The sequence below is a fragment of the Arthrobacter horti genome (assembly GCF_030731045.1).
In the GTDB taxonomy this organism is placed as follows: domain Bacteria; phylum Actinomycetota; class Actinomycetes; order Actinomycetales; family Micrococcaceae; genus Arthrobacter_E; species Arthrobacter_E nanjingensis.
In genome coordinates, this window is the sequence record NZ_JAVALS010000003.1 from 128,187 (window position 1) to 142,508 (window position 14,322).

Sequence of the window (14,322 nt, forward strand, 5' to 3'; positions counted from 1 at the left end):
CGGGACGGCTCAGCCGCCCGCCACCGACTGGATGATGAGCAGTTCGGCGCCGTCCGGGACAGGCGTGTCCAGCCCCTGAAGACGCCGGACCTCATCGGGGCCCAGGTAGACGTTCACGTGCCGGCGGAGCGCACCGGTCTCGTCCCGCAGACGCCGCCCCAGCAGGGGATGGCTGCCCGCGAGCGAACCCAGCACCTGCCCCACGGTGACCGTCCCCTGCCCCGGCAGCTCCACCCGCACGGAGCCGGCGTCCTGGACCAGAGGTCTCAGCACGCTCGGGACGACGACGGAGACGACGGGCATTCAGCCCTCCGTGCCGGCGGTCGGCTGGATCGCGGCCGCGCGGACACACAGCACGTCCGGCAGGTGTGAGGCGATCTCCTGGAACGTCGCACCCTCGTCCGCACTGGCGTACACACTTCCTCCGCGGGTCCCGAAGTAGACCCCCACCGGCTCGGCGGTGTCCAGGCCGGCCGCGTCGCGCAGGATCGAGTTGTAGTCGTGCTCCGGGAGGCCCGAATCGAACATCTCCCAGTGGTCCCCGCCGTCCCGTGTCCGCCCGACGGCCAGATGACCGTCCACCGGGATGCGCTCCACATCGGCCCGCAAGGGGATCACCCATGCCGTTCCGGAGGTCCGCGGGTGGCTGAGCATCACGAAGCCGAAGTTGGCCGGCAGGCCGTTCTCGATGGCCCGCCAGCTGTCGCCGTTGTCGTCCGTGCGGAACACTCCGCCGTGGTTCTGAGCGTAGAGCCGGCCCGGCACGTCGGCGTCGCCGGCGATCTTGTGCACGCACTGCCCGAACTCCGGGAGCGGATCCGGCATGAAGGACGCCGTGATGCCCTTGCTGCGGGCCTCCCAGCTCGCCCCGCCGTCGAGGGTCCGGTACACGCCGCCGGTGCTCATGGCCACGTGCACGGTTCCGTCCTCGCGCCCGGGGACGATCGAGTGAACGGCGCCGCCGCCGGCCCCTTCGCCCCACTCCGGCTTGTGCGGGTGCTCCCAGAGCGCGCGGTTGAGCGTGAAGTGCTCCCCGCCGTCGTCGGAGCGCCAGAGGGAGATGGGTTCCACGCCCGCCCAGACGACGCCGGGCCGGCCGGCGCGGTCGGGCTGGAGCTGCCAGATGCGCTCCACGGCGGCGCCGTCGTCCTCGCCGAAGGCGATGCCGCCGCCTTCCGGTTCGGTCCAGCTCGCACCCAGGTCGTCCGAGTGGGCCACCGTGGGCCCCCAGTGCTCCGAGCGGATGCCCACCATGATGCGGGTGCCGTTCCTGGAGTCGATCCCGATACTGGGGATCTCCGTCATCAGGAAGTGCGGCCCGTCGAGAGTCCATTCACGTCTGTCCTGGCTTCTGGCCAGCCACAGACCCTTCTTCGTACCGATCGCCACCAGGTACTGCGTCTCCATTGACATGGTTCCATGCAAGCACCGGGTCACCAGCCTCGCAATGGTGCGGAAAAATCGAGCAAAATTCACCGCATCTGCGCACTTCGCGGTCACGATTTCGGTGTCACGAAAATCATCACCATTTATTTTTTCCATAACTGGCAAAAACAGGTCGCGAGCTTATAAACTCGATCAAGCGACGAAGAAGTCGCCCCCATAGCTGCCCCGGAGCGCGTATCCCCCAATGACGCGCTCCGGGGCTTTCCAATTCCCGACCCCTTGCCACATACCCCTAGGGGGTATAGTCTCAAGGCATGAGCGAGACCCCGGTCCACGACCACGCCCAGCATGGCTACTCGGCCAACAAGGAGGCGTACCAGCGCCGCCTGAAGCGCATCGAGGGCCAGGTCCGCGGCATCGCCCGCATGGTCGACGAGGACAAGTACTGCATCGACATCCTCACCCAGATCGCCGCCGTCAACAAAGCCTTGCACGCCGTCAGCCTCGGCCTGGTGGAGGAGCATCTGGGGCACTGCGTGGTCGGCGCCGCGGAAGAGGTGGACGGCGAGGGCCGTCGGGACCACATCGACGCCAAGGTCAAGGAAGCCACGGACGCCATCGGCCGCCTGCTGCGCTGAGCCGGACACCACCCCAACCGAAGGAGCAGCCATGAACACCCCCACACCCCTGATCACCACCCAGGTCCCCGTCTCCGGCATGACGTGCGGCCACTGCATCTCCTCCGTCACCGAGGAACTGGAGTCCGTGGCCGGCGTCGAGAAGGTGGAGGTGGACCTCAACGCCGGAGGGATCTCCACCGTCACCATCTCCTCCCGCCATGAGTTGTCGCCGGAGGACATCGGCGAGGCCATCGCCGAGGCGGGCTACGTGGTGGTCGCCGAGCGCGCCTGAGCCGCCTTTTCTGAACGACGACGGCGGTCGGCCTCCCCGCAGGGAAGCCGGCCGCCGTCGTCGTCCAGTCCGTCAGACGCCCGCGCGCTGATCCGCCGCCGCACACGCGGAGGAATGCTCCACCGGCACGGCCTCGGCCACCATGGCGGATTCGTCCGCGAAGTCCGGATCCTTCAGCTCGTCCACGCGGACCAGCAGGACGCCCACCACGATGAGTGCGCCGCCGGCGATCTGAATCGGCGCGGGCAGCTCTCCGAGCATCAGCCAGGCCCACAGCACGGCGAACAGCACCTCGGTCAGGGAGACGAAGGACGCCACCTTGGAACCGAGCGCGCGGGCCGCGTAGATGCCGGTGACGTAGGAGATGACGGTGGACAGAACCACCAGGCCGGCCAGGGAGACCCACCACGGCACCGCCACGCCGCCCAGGTGCGCCTCGGTGAAAACGAATCGCGGAGGCATGACGCCACTGAAGACCACGGCCCAGAGGGCGGCCGTGCCCACGAGCATGCCGCCGGAGGCGAGGACCAGGGGCGGCAGCTGGTCGTTCTGCCGTGCCGTGATGAAGAAGTACGCCACCAGGCACACCGCCGCGGCGACACCCCAGAGGACGCCCACGGGATCGACGCGCGCCCCGCCCAGATCCAGCACCAGAAGAAGTCCTGCGACGGCCACACCGGTGCCGGTGATGGTCAGCCGGCGCGGGGCGTGGCGCTTGACCAGCCAGAGCCAGAGCACGATCATCACGGGCGCCAGGTACTCGAGCAGGAGCGCCACGCCGACGGAGAGGGTCTGGACGGCGTTGAAGTAGAAGAGCTGGCACGCGGCCACCCCGAAGAGGCCGAACAGCACGATGGTCAGCCAGTTGTCCCGGACCTGGTGCCACTTGCCGCGCAGCGTCACGAGGGCGGGCACCAGGAGGATCAGGGCCGCACCGCTCAGGCGCATGGCCACCACTGAGCCGGGGGACCAGCCGATCTCCAGGAGCGACTTGCCGAAGGCCCCCGACGTCCCGAACACGGCCGAAGAGAGCAGTGCCACAGGGACCCCGACGAATGCCGAAGGCGCCTTCCGGGGCACAGAGGTGGTGCGGGACATCAGAGTTCCTGTCAGGAGTGAAACGTGCTTTACTCATGACAGTAGCGGGAGGCGATGTAAGGAGTCAACGTGATCTTCACCCCTGACACCGAGTCGGCGCTGCGCACGGCCGTCAATCTCATCAACTCGGGTGCGAACGGCGCGGAGCTGCTGGACGACGACGCGGAACTGACTCAGTTCCTGGCCCGGGAGGGGTTCTACGGTTCACGGACCCATGAGGGCGCCGAGCTGGAGTCGATCCACCGGCTGCGCGGCACCTTGCGCACGCTGTGGACATCCGAGGCGGACGAGGCCGCGGAGCTGGTGAACGGCATCCTCCGGGACGTCCATGCCCTGCCGCAGCTCATGAAGCATGACGGCCTGGACTGGCACCTGCACGGCACCACCCACGCGGCTCCCCTGGCCGACCGTATGGGCGCGGAGGCCGCCATGGCCATCCTCGACGTGATCCGCTCACAGGAGCTCTCGCGGTTGCTGGTCTGCGCCGCGGACGACTGCGACGCCGTCGTGCTGGATCTGAGCCGGAACCGCTCCAAGCGCTTCTGCGACACGGGCAATTGCGCCAACCGCACGCACGTGGCCGCCTACCGGGCGCGGCAACGGGGCTGAACGCGGACCAACTGGTCGGGACCATGTGTCGCTTCCAGGCACTCTGAACGACAGTTGCTCCCGACCAGTTGGGAAATCAGCGTCCGACCTTGCCCATCAGGGAGGCGATGGGGCGCAGGAAGACCGGGCGGGCGAGCAGCCAGGCACCCGCCATGACCACCAGCGAGACCACGAAGAGCCAGAAGCCCAGCCAGTCGCCGCCGTCGTGGTTGCCGTACATGTGGTTGAGGTTCCGCAACGCACCGGTGGCCAGCACCAGGAACACGTGCACCGCCACGAAGGCCACGAAGTAGATCATGACGGGGAAGTGGATCCTCCGGGCCAGCTCCAGCGGGTAGACCTTGTTGACGGCCGCCTTCTTGGGCCAGGCGCCGGACATCCGGAGGCCGGTCAGGAACGCCAGTGGGGCGGCGATGAAGACGGTCACGAAGTACGTCAGCATCTGCAGCGCGTTGTAGTTGGCCCAGCCGTTCTCCGTGGGCCAGTTCAGCGAGGCGTACTGGATGCCCGCGGACACGGCGTTGGGGATCGCGTCCCAGCTGGTCGGCACGATCCGGACCCAGTGCCCGGTGGCGAACAGCAGGACCGCGAACACCACGCCGTTGAGCACCCAGAGGGCGTCCAGGCACAGGTGGAACCAGAGGTCCAGGGAGATCTTGGTGGGCGGGTTCTTCGTCTTGATGAAGCCCTTGTTGTTGCGCGTGAAGTATGCGGCGGGCCGCTGTACGGTGCGCACCTGGATGCCGGAGCGCACGATCAGCAACAGGAAGAAGGCATTGAGGAAGTGCTGCCAGTTCAGCCAGAGAGGCAGGCCGTCAGCCGTGCCGGCGGGCAGTTCAGCGCGGCCGGGATAAGTGCGGATGAAGTCCTGGCCGGCGGTCGTGGACCGGAACCAGATGGCCAGCAGGACGAGTACGACGGCGCCGGCGATCACTGCGCCCGCGGTCACCAGGGTCTTCCGGGAGGGAAGGCCGAGGCCGCCTGATCGCTTACTCCCTCGCGAACCGCCGGGTGTGCGGGACGCCTTGGGGGCCTGGGGGGCTCGGGACATGGCCGGGACACCTCGTCTGTTCTCGGCGCCCGGATGTGGCACCGTCCAGGGCTGCGTACTTGCCAGCAGCGCGGTGCAGCCAGTGTAACGAGTCCAGGGTCTTCTCCCTAGTGAGAGGAGGGTTCCTCGTCTTCTGGCTTCTCAGAAGCGTCCGGCTTGCCGGCGGACCGGTTCACGCCGGAACCCTCGCCCAGATGAGGTGCGTTGTCCTTGTGGGTCAGGGACAGCATGGCAGCCATGACGAGCGTGACGATGAAGGCGATCCCCGCGCCGGTGAAGGCCAGGTCGAAACGCGGGGTCTTGGCGCTGCCACCGGAGGCGAAGATCAGGACGGCGAAGAACGCGAGCACGGTCCAGAACGCGGAGAACATCAGGGGACCCTTGATGGACGACCGCACCGATCGCTGTTCCTCCGGGTGTTTCTGGGCCACGCGTCCGCTCCTGAGCTCGTGTCGTGCTGATCCTGGCAGCCTCTGGGCTGCCCCGGCGCCGCACCGGCGGCGTGGTTCTACCGGTCGTAGAACCGTATTAAGTCTACGCTTCCGCCGCGGCGGCCTGTACCCGGACGTCGTGCCGCAGGGAGAGGGCCCCCAGAGCCCACAGCACGCCGGTCAGGACGGCGCCGCCGCCGGCCACACCGAGCAGCGCGTGAGCCCCCAGGGAGATGAAGAACGGCAGGAGCAGGGCCGTGCCCAGCGCGATCACGCCGGCGATCAGCCGGTCCCGGCCCAGGACTCGGGCCTCCTCGGAGCCGCGCCTCTTGAGCGAAAGGCCCACCTCCACGGCGCCGGCGAGGGCGAGCCCCGCGGACAGTGCCATGGTGACGCCGGAATCCGTCACCGGATTCACCAGCAGAACGACGACGGCGGCCAGCAGCTGCGCACCCGCCGCGACACGGAGGGGGAGCCGGGAGTCCGGCGTCGCCAGCTGCGCGGCCCAGGCGAAGACGGCCGCGAGCAGGACCAGGTAGGCGAGAACGGCGCCCTGGTACACGGCCAGGCTGGGCTGACCCCAGAAGATGGTGAGCGCACCGAAGCCGAGGCAGACGAGCGCCCGGACCATCAGCGGAAGCCAGAGGCGCCCGGTCTCAGCGGGGATCCGGGGGGCGGCGTCCTGCGCGGGCTGGGGGTTTTCCTGGTCCTTGGTCACGCTGCCCAGTTTAAAGCCGCGGACCCCACGGACCCAATCGGGCGCCTGTGCGCGGGGTCAGGCCGGCAGGGTCAGGTCCCGGCCACCATCCAACGGTCGCCTCGAGCCCGCACCCCGAGCGTCAATGCCCTTGCGGACATATACCCCAAACCGAATGCGGCCCAGAGCCAGAACAGCCCACCCGGCCCACCCGTATGAGTCAGGAACACCGCCAGCAGGAGGGGAGCGTAGATCGCCACGTTCACCACACCGGCCAAGGCCAGGTACCGGGCGTCGCCGGCGCCGATCAGCACGCCGTCCAGCACGAAGACGAAGCCTGCCACGGGCTGCCCGAGCGCCAGGACCCAGAGCGCGGCGGTGAGGGCCTGGTGGACCTGCGTGTCCGGCGTGAACAGCCAGCCCACCCAGGGGGCGGCAAGGGCGAGCAGCACACCGGTCACCACGCCGAAGCCGAGGCCCCAGCGCATCATGGTCCGGGTGAGTTCACGGACTCTTGTGAGGCGCTGCGCGCCGAGCTCCTTGCCGATGAGCGCCTGGGCGGCGATGGCCAGGGCGTCCAGGGCGAAGGCGAGGAAACTGAACATGGTCATGGTCAGCTGATGTGCGGCGAGATTGACGGGGCCCTGGGCGCTGGCCACGAACACCGTGGCCAGAATGGCGCCACGCATCGACGCGGTGCGGAGCATGAGCCAGGACCCCACCTGGGCCAGCGCCCGGACACCCGGAAGATGCGGGAGCATGGATACGCCCAGGCGGGAGGCCCTCCGGGCGACCATCACGATGTAGACCAGGGCCATGAGCCACTGGGCGATACTGGTGCCGAGAGCCGATCCGGCCACGGACATCCCCGCACCGTAGACCAGGACCCAGTTCAGGATGATGTTCAGCCCGAATCCGGCGCCCGCCACCACAAGAGGCGTGCGGGTGTCCTGGAAGCCCCGCAGCACACCGGTGCCGGCGAACACCAGCAGCATCGCCACCAGCCCCGGGAGAGACCAAAGCAGGTACTCGACCGCGAAGCCCAGCACGGCGTCGTCGCCCGCTCCCATGACGGTGAGCAGAGGACGGGCCGCCCAGGCGCCCGCCAGAGCCAGCACCACGCCCAAGGCTCCGGCCAGCCAGAGGCCGTCGCGGCCGGCCGCGAGGGCCCGCGCGGGGTCTCCCGCACCCACCAGACGCGCGACGGCGGGAGTGGTCGAGTAGGCCAGGAACACCATGAGGCCGACGGCCGTCTGCAGCACAGTCGTCGCAAGGCCCGCGCCGGCCAGTTCGGAGACCCCGAGGTGGCCCAGGATGGCCGAATCGGCAAGCAGGAAGAGCGGCTCGGCGATGAGGGCGCCGAACGCCGGGATGGCCAGGCGAAGGATCTCGCGGCCGATGTGCCGCTCAGCGGTGGCGGCCTGCCCTGTGCCGACGTCCCGGGACATCAGAAGCCCTCTTGCTCTGCGGCCATGTCCTTGAAGCGCGAGTACCGGCCCTGGAAGGCCACCACGAGGTCCTTGGTGGGACCGTTACGGTGCTTGGCGATGAGGATGTCCGCCTCGCCTGCGCGCGGGGTCTCCTTGTCATAGACCTCTTCACGGTGCAGCAGGATGACCATGTCCGCGTCCTGCTCGATCGAGCCGGATTCACGGAGGTCGGAGACCATGGGCCGCTTGTCCGTGCGCTGTTCCGAACCACGGTTCAGCTGGGACAGGGCGATCACGGGGACCTGGAGCTCCTTGGCGAGCAGCTTGAGGGCACGGGAGAACTCGGAGACCTCTTGCTGACGCGACTCGACCTTCTTGCCGCTGGTCATCAGCTGGAGGTAGTCGAGAATGACCATTTTCAGACCGTGCTGCTGCTTGAGGCGCCGGCATTTGGCGCGGATCTCCATGAGGGTCATGTTGGGGCTGTCGTCGATGAAGAGGGGGGCCTCGTTCATGCTGGCCATGCTGCTGGCGATCTTGTCCCACTGGTCCTGCTTCACGGTGCCTCGGCGGAGGTCCTGCAGATTGATCTCCGCCTCGGCGGAGATCAGACGCATGGCGATCTCATTCCGGCCCATTTCCAGGGAGAAGAAGACGGTGGGGAGGTGATTGGCGATCGCGGCGGACCGCGCGAAGTCCAGGGCGAAGGTCGACTTGCCGACGGCGGGACGGGCGGCGATGACGATCATCTGGCCGGGGTGCAGGCCGTGGGTGAGTTCGTCGAACTCGCGGAAGCCGCTGGGGATCCCGGAAATGCCACCGGTCTGGGTGCCGGCGGCCTCGATCTCATCCAGCGTGGGCTCCATGACGTCTTTCAGCGCCACGTAGTCCTCGGTGGTGGTCCGCTCGGCCACGGCGTACACCTCGGCCTGGGCCTGGTTGACCAGGTCCTCCACTTCGCCGTCCTGGCCGTAGCCGAGCTGGACGATCTTGGTGCCGGCCGTGATGAGGCGGCGCAGCACGGCACGTTCGGCCACGATGTCCGCGTAGTAGTTGGCGTTGGCCGCCGTGGGCACGGTCTGGAGCAGTTCGTGCAGGTAGGCGGGGCCGCCGATGCGGTTGATCTCGCCGCGCTTGGTGAGTTCGTCAGAGACGGTGACCGCGTCCACGGGTTCGCCGCGGGAGTCGAGGTCCAGGATCGCGTCGAAGACGGCCTCGTGCGCCGGGCGGTAGAAGTCCGCACCCCGCATGACCTCGCTGACGCTGGAGATCGCGTCCTTGGAGAGCATCATGGCGCCGAGCACCGACTGCTCCGCCGCGATGTCCTGCGGGGGAGTTCTTACGTCATCATGACGCGGGCCGTCCATGGCTTCGATGGGGGCTGCCGACACGATTGCCTTCTTTCACCGTACTGCTGTCCTGTCATGTGATTCTGCACCCCGACCCTGACAGGAATTCGCCGGCTCTCAGGCCCATGACGGCGTGGTGCGGCAGGCCCGGAGACGGGCCGCGGATCTGGGGGTACCCAGCTACGCTAGCCGGGTTTTCCACAGACTCCAAGCCCAGTTATCCCCAGCTCTGGGGATAACTTGTGGATGACCGGGGATTACTTGTGCGAATCGCCGATCCACTTGTGGGTAAGTTGAGGAGGGAGTCGCACCAATTGCACTCTGACCTGCGATAACTCTGTCTACATCGTGTGGAGGGGAAGTTTTTCTCAGATTTTTTCATCCACAGGCCATAGGACCTTCTGTGGATAACAGGCCGCGAGGCGCGTGGCCACTGGAAACGCAGCACACAGCAGAACGCAGGGCGGAGTCCGCCCTGCGTTCTGCGCGCGGCCCTGCCAACAACGCGGCAATGGCATCCGAGCGATCTCGGCAACCCAGATGCGGATCAGAGCAGATCTCGGTCAGGGTCGATATCCCCTAAACCGAGCGCTCGTCGGTCGAGGCCGAAGGCATCCGCCTGCTGTTGCATCAGTGACACAACTTCGTGATAAGCGAATAATCGTCCCAGTGAATACTGCTCATCGACCGGGTCAGCCGCGAGGCGCGCTTCCTTGGCCTCGACCGCCTGCCGGACGACGAGATCTCCGAGATCGCGCAAGTACAGGGCGAACATCTCAGCTGACATGACCATCGACTCCCAAGTGTCCGAGTGCCGGGCGAGAGCAAATCTCACCACAAACACGGTCAGCGTAACGCTGGGAAGCAGCCGACTCGAGACGCTCGTGCAGAAGGCCCAAAGTCTCGTCGCGCATTGCCGGTAGTCTTCCTGGCACCGCCGCGCCCTGCACCAATCCCCTCGCCGCTTAAGCTTGATCCTGTGGAACCGCTGCTGATCCCGTTGCTCATCCTGGCCGCCGTCGTCGTCATCGTCCTGTTCACGGCACGCCGCTTCCGCGGCGCGGAGAGGCAGGCGCCTGCCGCGCAGCAAGATCCCCGCGAACTCGCCCGGGAAGCCTCCCGCAAGCTGACCGCGGAGCAGCACCGGGCACTGTATTCGCTCATCGCGCAGGAACAGCTCATCGGGGCCATCAAGATCTACCGCGAAGCCACCGGCGTCGGCCTGCGGGCCGCCAAGGACACCGTGCTGGCCATGGTCAAATACCCCCAGCCCTATCAGGCGCCGCGTCCGGCCGCCCCCGTGCCGGAGCCCACCGATGACAAGCGGCCGGAGGTCTTCGGCTACCGCTACCGTGCGATCGCCAGCCGCGGCGAGACCACGCTGGAAGTCAGCAGCAATATGCTCAACGACCAGATCTACGGGCACATCCGGGACCTGGCCCAGGCCGGGGAGAAGGAGGAGGCCGCACGCCTGCTGGTGCGCCACTCCACGGTCTCTCTCGATGAAGCGCGCGACTTCATCGCACTGCTCTGAATCCGGCGCGGGACGCCGGATTCAGAGCCTGGAACCTCAGGCCGCGGTGATCCCGGCCAGGAGCTGCTCGAAGGGCAGCGACACCATGTCGTCGGCCTTCTCACGCGCCGGGGCTTCGGCGACGATGCCGGCCAGCTCCCGCCCGGCCCGCGTGACGCGGGAGGCGAGCATGCCGCCCTGGCGGCCGTCGTCGGTGGAGCCCCAGTCCTGCGGCCCGGCGAAGACGGCGGTGGGGACCACGCGCGCCCGGAGGTAACCGAACAGCGGGCGCATGGCGTAGTCGAGGACCATCTGGTGCCGGTCCGTGCCGGCCGTGGCGCCCAGCAGCACCGGGGTGCCCTCGAGGGCCTTCGGGTCGATGACGTCGAAGAAGGACTTGAACAGTCCGCTGAAGCTGGCGCTGAAAACGGGGCTCACGGCGATGATGGCGTCCGCCGTCTCGACGTCCTTGATGAGGTCGTCCAGGCGCGGAGCCGCGAAGCCGGTGACGAAGTTGTTGGCGATGTCCACCGCGTAGTCGCGCAGCTCGACGACGTGGATCTCAGCACCGACCCCCAGCTCGGTGAGCGAGGTCTGGGTGGCGACGGCCAGCTGGTCGGCCAGGAGGCGGCTGGAGGAGGGGACTCCCAGGCCGGCCGAGAGAACCATGATCTTACGGGGCTTCATGACTGACTCCATCTGTTCCACTCTCCCATAGTACATGCATTTGCATTTACTTTCCTTAACGCGGAGAGTGAAGATCTATTCCCGGACCGTCCTGGATGCTTGGATGGGACTATGGAACCCGTCTCCGGCCCGGATCCGGGCGCCCTCCTGGTGGAGGATCTGCTCGGCTCCCTGGAGAAAGCCGCCCAGCGCGACGACTCCCGCCTGCTGATGAAGCTGTTCGCCGGCATCGCCGGCCAGGAGCCCGTGCTGTGGACCGGCCGGATCATCGGCTTCGGCAGCTACCACTACCGCTACGACAGCGGCCGTCAGGGCGATGCCCCGGCGCTGGGCTTCTCGCCGCGCAAAGGGACCTTCGCCCTCTACGGCCTCCTGGTCACGGACGATGCCGGGGAGTTCCTGGCCGCTCTGGGCAAGCACCGCAGAGGCGTGGGGTGCCTGTACGTGAACAAGCTGTCCGAGGTGGACCTGGACGTCCTGGGCGAGCTCGCACGGCGCGGGTACGCGTACACCATGGCGGAGCTCCACCGCCCTTAGGGGAGGCGGCGAAGGTGCTGGAGGACGTCGCTGAGCCGGTGCACCATGGGACCCTGCGCATCATCCCTGGGCTGCTGATGCCCGCCGGCGAAGCGGAGGAAGCGGACGTTGAGATCCTGCGCGATCTCCTCGTCATGATTGGTGTCGCCGATCATCAGCACTCGGCCAGGGTCATGGCCGGATGCCTTCAGCCAGGCGTGGACCACGTCGGCTTTGGATGGCATGTAGGCGTCGGCGATGCCGAGGACCTGCGCGAAGTGGTCGGTCAGATCGTGCGGGGCCATCTGTTCGGCGAGCGTGCGTTCCAGCGTGGCCGAGATGAGCACCTGCTGGACGCCCAGGGCGGTGACGGCGGACAGGGTGCTCCGCGCCTCCGCATGCAGGGCGGCGACGCCGACCTGCGCGGCGAACAGCTCAAGGTACCGGGAGGCAGCCAGGCGGAAGTCATCTTCTCCGATGCCGAGCCGCGCGTAGAAGTCGCGGATCGGGAACCCGAAAGCCCTCCGGTAGGAGACCGGATCCTGAAGGACCGGCAGCCCTCGTTCGGACAGGACCGAGTTCATCGCGGCCCGGGCGATCTCCACGTCATCCAGCAGCGTCCCGTTCCAGTCCCAGCACACGACGTCGACGGCGGTCAGGTTCGGGAAGGTCACGGCGTCCAGTGTTCCACATCGCCCTGGGCCGGGCGGTGCGTTAACGGCGGAAGGCGCCCCACCCGAGGGTGGAGCGCCTTCCGAAGTCCGTTGCTACTACTTCGAAGCCACGATCTCCAGGTTCACCACAGCGGAGACGTCGTCGTGCAGACGGACGTTCGCGGTGTAAGAACCGGTGGACTTGATGTGGACCGGCAGCTGCACGGCGCGCTTGTCGACGGTGCCCAGGCCGGCGGCCTCGACAGCGGCGACGACGTCGCTCGGCTTGATGGTGCCGAAGAGACGACCGGCGACGCCGGCCTTCGCCTTCAGAACGACCTTCTTGGCGGACAGCTGGGCAGCCTGGGCCTGAGCGGCCTCGAGGCTGGCCTGCTGACGGGCAGCACGAGCAGCCTTGATGCTCTCGACCTGCTTCTCGCCACCGCGAGTCCAGGTCAGAGCGAAGCCGCGGGGCAGGAGGTAGTTACGGGCGTAGCCGTTCTTGACCTCGACCACGTCGCCAGCAGCGCCGAGACCGGACACTTCCTGGGTAAGGATGAGCTTTGCCATGGTTGTGATTCCCTTCCTTAGCCGCGGCCAGCGCCGGAGTAAGGGAGCAGAGCAACTTCGCGGGCGTTCTTGATAGCCTGAGCGATCTTGCGCTGTTCCTGAACGGAAACACCGGTGACACGGCGGGCACGGATCTTGCCACGGTCAGAGATGAACTTGCGCAGCAGTGCGACGTCCTTGTAGTCGATGACGGTGATGTCAGCGGCCTTCAAGGGGTTGGACTTTGGTTTGGGCTTACGGATTTCAGCCTTAGCCATCGTGGAGCTCCTTTTCCTGGGAGCCCGTGGAGTGATCCACGGGATGGTGAATGTTGGTGTTTAGAAAGGCGGTTCGGAGTCGGGACCGTTGCCCCAGCCCTCGGACACACCCGGGGTCGCCCACGGATCGTCCTGCTGCTGAGCCTGGCGCGGCTGCTGCTGGGGACGGCTGTTGCCGCCGTTGTTCCAGCCACCCTGGTTCCCACCGGAGTTGCCTCCGCCGTTACCCCAGGACTCGCCGCCACCGCCGTTGCCGGACTGACCGCCGCTCCAGCCGCCGCCACCCTGACCGCCGGAGCGCTGGGTGCGGTTGACCTTCGCGTTGGCGTACCGGAGGCTCGGGCCGATCTCATCGACCTCGAGCTCCACGACGGTGCGCTTCTCGCCTTCCTTGGTCTCATAGGACCGGCTCTTCAGACGGCCGCTGACGATCACGCGCATGCCCTTGGTCAGGGACTCCGCGACGTTCTCGGCGGCTTCACGCCAGATGGACGCACGGAGGAACAGGGTCTCCCCGTCCTTCCATTCGTTGCTCTGGCGGTCGAAGGTCCGCGGGGTGGAAGCGATGGTGAAGTTCGCCACCGCCGAACCGGACGGCGTGAACCGCAGCTCGGGATCGTTGGTGAGATTACCAATAACGGTGATTGGGGTTTCGCCTGCCATCTGCTTCCTCCTGAGTTGTCCTGTGAGAAATGTGGAGGACCGTGAAGTCCCGCAGAATTACTCTGCGGAGACCTTCTGGTCTTCCGGACGGATGATCTTGGTACGCAGCACGGTCTCGTTGATACCGAGCTGGCGATCCAGTTCCTGAGCGGTAGCCGGGGTCGACGTGAAGTTGACCACTGCGTAGATACCCTCAGCCTTCTTCTTGATTTCGTAGGCCAGGCGGCGACGGCCCCAGATGTCCACCTTGTCGACGGTTCCACCGTCAGTGGTGATGACATTGAGGAACTTCTGCAGCGACGGCTCAACGGCGCGGTCTTCGACCTCGGGGTCGAAGATCACCATCAATTCGTAAGGACGCATATGTGAACCCACCTCCTTTGGGCTGAACGGTTACGGTCTCTCCGTAACAGGAGGTTCATTGCGATGTGCCTGCCAAACAGTCCTTCCGGGAAGGACTGGCCGGCCCCCGTTGGGAGGGCTGGGCATAGCACAGACTT

General features: G+C 67.0%; 20 protein-coding genes. 5 read left to right on the forward strand and 15 right to left on the reverse strand.

What is annotated here, in order from left to right; translation table 11 throughout:
* Nucleotides 1-9: 9 nt before the first annotated feature.
* Together Q9R02_RS06630 and Q9R02_RS06635 are read right to left on the reverse strand one after the other, a co-directional pair.
* Nucleotides 10-303, reverse strand: a complete 294-nt coding sequence (locus Q9R02_RS06630; protein WP_305995876.1) for a MoaD/ThiS family protein — start codon at nt 301-303, stop codon at nt 10-12.
* Nucleotides 304-1,413, reverse strand: a complete 1,110-nt coding sequence (locus Q9R02_RS06635; protein ID WP_305995877.1) for a WD40/YVTN/BNR-like repeat-containing protein — start codon at nt 1,411-1,413, stop codon at nt 304-306. It abuts the gene before it with no gap.
* A gap of 287 nt (nt 1,414-1,700) precedes the next feature.
* Between Q9R02_RS06635 and Q9R02_RS06640 the strand changes: the two genes are divergently transcribed.
* Together Q9R02_RS06640 and Q9R02_RS06645 are read left to right on the forward strand one after the other, a co-directional pair.
* Complete coding sequence (locus Q9R02_RS06640; RefSeq protein WP_305995878.1) at nt 1,701-2,024, forward strand: metal-sensitive transcriptional regulator; 324 nt, start codon at nt 1,701-1,703, stop codon at nt 2,022-2,024.
* Nucleotides 2,025-2,055: 31 nt separating this feature from the next.
* Nucleotides 2,056-2,298 (forward strand): heavy-metal-associated domain-containing protein, encoded by a 243-nt coding sequence (locus tag Q9R02_RS06645; RefSeq protein ID WP_305995879.1) that lies wholly within the window; start codon nt 2,056-2,058, stop codon nt 2,296-2,298.
* A gap of 72 nt (nt 2,299-2,370) precedes the next feature.
* Here the strand turns inward: Q9R02_RS06645 and Q9R02_RS06650 are convergent, their stop codons facing one another.
* Complete coding sequence (locus Q9R02_RS06650) at nt 2,371-3,396, reverse strand: EamA family transporter (RefSeq protein WP_305995880.1); 1,026 nt, start codon at nt 3,394-3,396, stop codon at nt 2,371-2,373.
* 69 nt (nt 3,397-3,465) lie between these two features.
* On the opposite strand from Q9R02_RS06650, the gene Q9R02_RS06655 reads away from it, so the two are divergent.
* Nucleotides 3,466-4,005 carry a CGNR zinc finger domain-containing protein gene (locus tag Q9R02_RS06655; RefSeq protein WP_305995881.1) on the forward strand — a complete coding sequence of 180 codons (540 nt, stop codon included), beginning with the start codon at nt 3,466-3,468 and terminating at the stop codon, nt 4,003-4,005.
* Between the two features lie 76 nt (nt 4,006-4,081).
* On the opposite strand, the gene Q9R02_RS06660 is transcribed toward Q9R02_RS06655, so the two are convergent.
* The 6 genes from Q9R02_RS06660 to Q9R02_RS06685 form a co-directional block, all read right to left on the reverse strand.
* On the reverse strand, nt 4,082-5,056 hold the full coding sequence (locus Q9R02_RS06660) for a cytochrome b/b6 domain-containing protein (protein WP_305995882.1): 975 nt from the start codon (nt 5,054-5,056) through the stop codon (nt 4,082-4,084).
* Between the two features lie 107 nt (nt 5,057-5,163).
* Nucleotides 5,164-5,487: a hypothetical protein gene (locus Q9R02_RS06665; RefSeq protein WP_305995883.1), complete on the reverse strand. Its 324-nt coding sequence runs from the start codon at nt 5,485-5,487 to the stop codon at nt 5,164-5,166.
* A 103-nt stretch (nt 5,488-5,590) separates the two neighbouring features.
* Nucleotides 5,591-6,205 (reverse strand): hypothetical protein, encoded by a 615-nt coding sequence (locus tag Q9R02_RS06670; RefSeq protein WP_305995884.1) that lies wholly within the window; start codon nt 6,203-6,205, stop codon nt 5,591-5,593.
* Nucleotides 6,206-6,276: 71 nt separating this feature from the next.
* On the reverse strand, nt 6,277-7,632 hold the full coding sequence (locus Q9R02_RS06675) for an MATE family efflux transporter (protein WP_305995885.1): 1,356 nt from the start codon (nt 7,630-7,632) through the stop codon (nt 6,277-6,279).
* Nucleotides 7,632-8,981, reverse strand: coding sequence for a replicative DNA helicase (gene dnaB / locus Q9R02_RS06680; RefSeq protein WP_425279238.1), 1,350 nt, complete (start codon nt 8,979-8,981; stop codon nt 7,632-7,634). The genes Q9R02_RS06675 and dnaB overlap by 1 nt, the downstream gene beginning before the upstream one ends.
* A gap of 529 nt (nt 8,982-9,510) precedes the next feature.
* Complete coding sequence (locus tag Q9R02_RS06685; protein WP_305995887.1) at nt 9,511-9,750, reverse strand: hypothetical protein; 240 nt, start codon at nt 9,748-9,750, stop codon at nt 9,511-9,513.
* Nucleotides 9,751-9,942: 192 nt separating this feature from the next.
* Here Q9R02_RS06685 and Q9R02_RS06690 point away from each other — a divergent pair, with 192 nt between their 5' ends.
* On the forward strand, nt 9,943-10,497 hold the full coding sequence (locus tag Q9R02_RS06690; RefSeq protein WP_305995888.1) for a hypothetical protein: 555 nt from the start codon (nt 9,943-9,945) through the stop codon (nt 10,495-10,497).
* 36 nt (nt 10,498-10,533) lie between these two features.
* Here Q9R02_RS06690 and Q9R02_RS06695 read toward each other — a convergent pair whose 3' ends face one another.
* A complete protein-coding gene (locus Q9R02_RS06695) occupies nt 10,534-11,163 on the reverse strand; it encodes an FMN reductase (protein WP_305995889.1) in 630 nt (209 codons plus the stop codon).
* Nucleotides 11,164-11,274: 111 nt separating this feature from the next.
* On the opposite strand from Q9R02_RS06695, the gene Q9R02_RS06700 reads away from it, so the two are divergent.
* On the forward strand, nt 11,275-11,700 hold the full coding sequence (locus Q9R02_RS06700; RefSeq protein ID WP_305995890.1) for a DUF1801 domain-containing protein: 426 nt from the start codon (nt 11,275-11,277) through the stop codon (nt 11,698-11,700).
* Here Q9R02_RS06700 and Q9R02_RS06705 read toward each other — a convergent pair.
* From Q9R02_RS06705 to rpsF, 5 genes are all read right to left on the reverse strand, one after another.
* Nucleotides 11,697-12,353, reverse strand: a complete 657-nt coding sequence (locus Q9R02_RS06705) for an HAD family hydrolase (protein WP_305995891.1) — start codon at nt 12,351-12,353, stop codon at nt 11,697-11,699. The two genes, Q9R02_RS06700 and Q9R02_RS06705, sit on opposite strands and share 4 nt — an antisense overlap.
* A gap of 96 nt (nt 12,354-12,449) precedes the next feature.
* A complete protein-coding gene (rplI, locus tag Q9R02_RS06710) occupies nt 12,450-12,902 on the reverse strand; it encodes a 50S ribosomal protein L9 (protein ID WP_305995892.1) in 453 nt (150 codons plus the stop codon).
* Nucleotides 12,903-12,919: 17 nt separating this feature from the next.
* Nucleotides 12,920-13,159, reverse strand: a complete 240-nt coding sequence (rpsR, locus tag Q9R02_RS06715) for a 30S ribosomal protein S18 (protein ID WP_026820365.1) — start codon at nt 13,157-13,159, stop codon at nt 12,920-12,922.
* A 60-nt stretch (nt 13,160-13,219) separates the two neighbouring features.
* Nucleotides 13,220-13,822 carry a single-stranded DNA-binding protein gene (locus Q9R02_RS06720; protein WP_305995893.1) on the reverse strand — a complete coding sequence of 201 codons (603 nt, stop codon included), beginning with the start codon at nt 13,820-13,822 and terminating at the stop codon, nt 13,220-13,222.
* A gap of 57 nt (nt 13,823-13,879) precedes the next feature.
* Nucleotides 13,880-14,185, reverse strand: a complete 306-nt coding sequence (gene rpsF, locus Q9R02_RS06725; RefSeq protein ID WP_305995894.1) for a 30S ribosomal protein S6 — start codon at nt 14,183-14,185, stop codon at nt 13,880-13,882.
* Between the last annotated feature and the right edge of the window lie 137 nt (nt 14,186-14,322).

Excerpts from the sequence above, each read along its gene's own strand:
- Q9R02_RS06630 (WP_305995876.1), bottom strand. The coding sequence starts at position 303 with ATGCCCGTCGTCTCCGTCGTCGTCCCGAGCGTGCTGAGACCTCTGGTC.
- Q9R02_RS06635 (WP_305995877.1), bottom strand. The coding sequence starts at position 1,413 with ATGTCAATGGAGACGCAGTACCTGGTGGCGATCGGTACGAAGAAGGGT.
- Q9R02_RS06640 (WP_305995878.1), top strand. The coding sequence starts at position 1,701 with ATGAGCGAGACCCCGGTCCACGACCACGCCCAGCATGGCTACTCGGCC.
- Q9R02_RS06645 (WP_305995879.1), top strand. The coding sequence starts at position 2,056 with ATGAACACCCCCACACCCCTGATCACCACCCAGGTCCCCGTCTCCGGC.
- Q9R02_RS06650 (WP_305995880.1), bottom strand. The coding sequence starts at position 3,396 with ATGTCCCGCACCACCTCTGTGCCCCGGAAGGCGCCTTCGGCATTCGTC.
- Q9R02_RS06660 (WP_305995882.1), bottom strand. The coding sequence starts at position 5,056 with ATGTCCCGAGCCCCCCAGGCCCCCAAGGCGTCCCGCACACCCGGCGGT.
- Q9R02_RS06675 (WP_305995885.1), bottom strand. The coding sequence starts at position 7,632 with ATGTCCCGGGACGTCGGCACAGGGCAGGCCGCCACCGCTGAGCGGCAC.
- dnaB (WP_425279238.1), bottom strand. The coding sequence starts at position 8,981 with ATGGACGGCCCGCGTCATGATGACGTAAGAACTCCCCCGCAGGACATC.
- Q9R02_RS06685 (WP_305995887.1), bottom strand. The coding sequence starts at position 9,750 with ATGTCAGCTGAGATGTTCGCCCTGTACTTGCGCGATCTCGGAGATCTC.
- Q9R02_RS06695 (WP_305995889.1), bottom strand. The coding sequence starts at position 11,163 with ATGAAGCCCCGTAAGATCATGGTTCTCTCGGCCGGCCTGGGAGTCCCC.
- Q9R02_RS06700 (WP_305995890.1), top strand. The coding sequence starts at position 11,275 with ATGGAACCCGTCTCCGGCCCGGATCCGGGCGCCCTCCTGGTGGAGGAT.
- rplI (WP_305995892.1), bottom strand. The coding sequence starts at position 12,902 with ATGGCAAAGCTCATCCTTACCCAGGAAGTGTCCGGTCTCGGCGCTGCT.
- rpsR (WP_026820365.1), bottom strand. The coding sequence starts at position 13,159 with ATGGCTAAGGCTGAAATCCGTAAGCCCAAACCAAAGTCCAACCCCTTG.
- Q9R02_RS06720 (WP_305995893.1), bottom strand. The coding sequence starts at position 13,822 with ATGGCAGGCGAAACCCCAATCACCGTTATTGGTAATCTCACCAACGAT.
- rpsF (WP_305995894.1), bottom strand. The coding sequence starts at position 14,185 with ATGCGTCCTTACGAATTGATGGTGATCTTCGACCCCGAGGTCGAAGAC.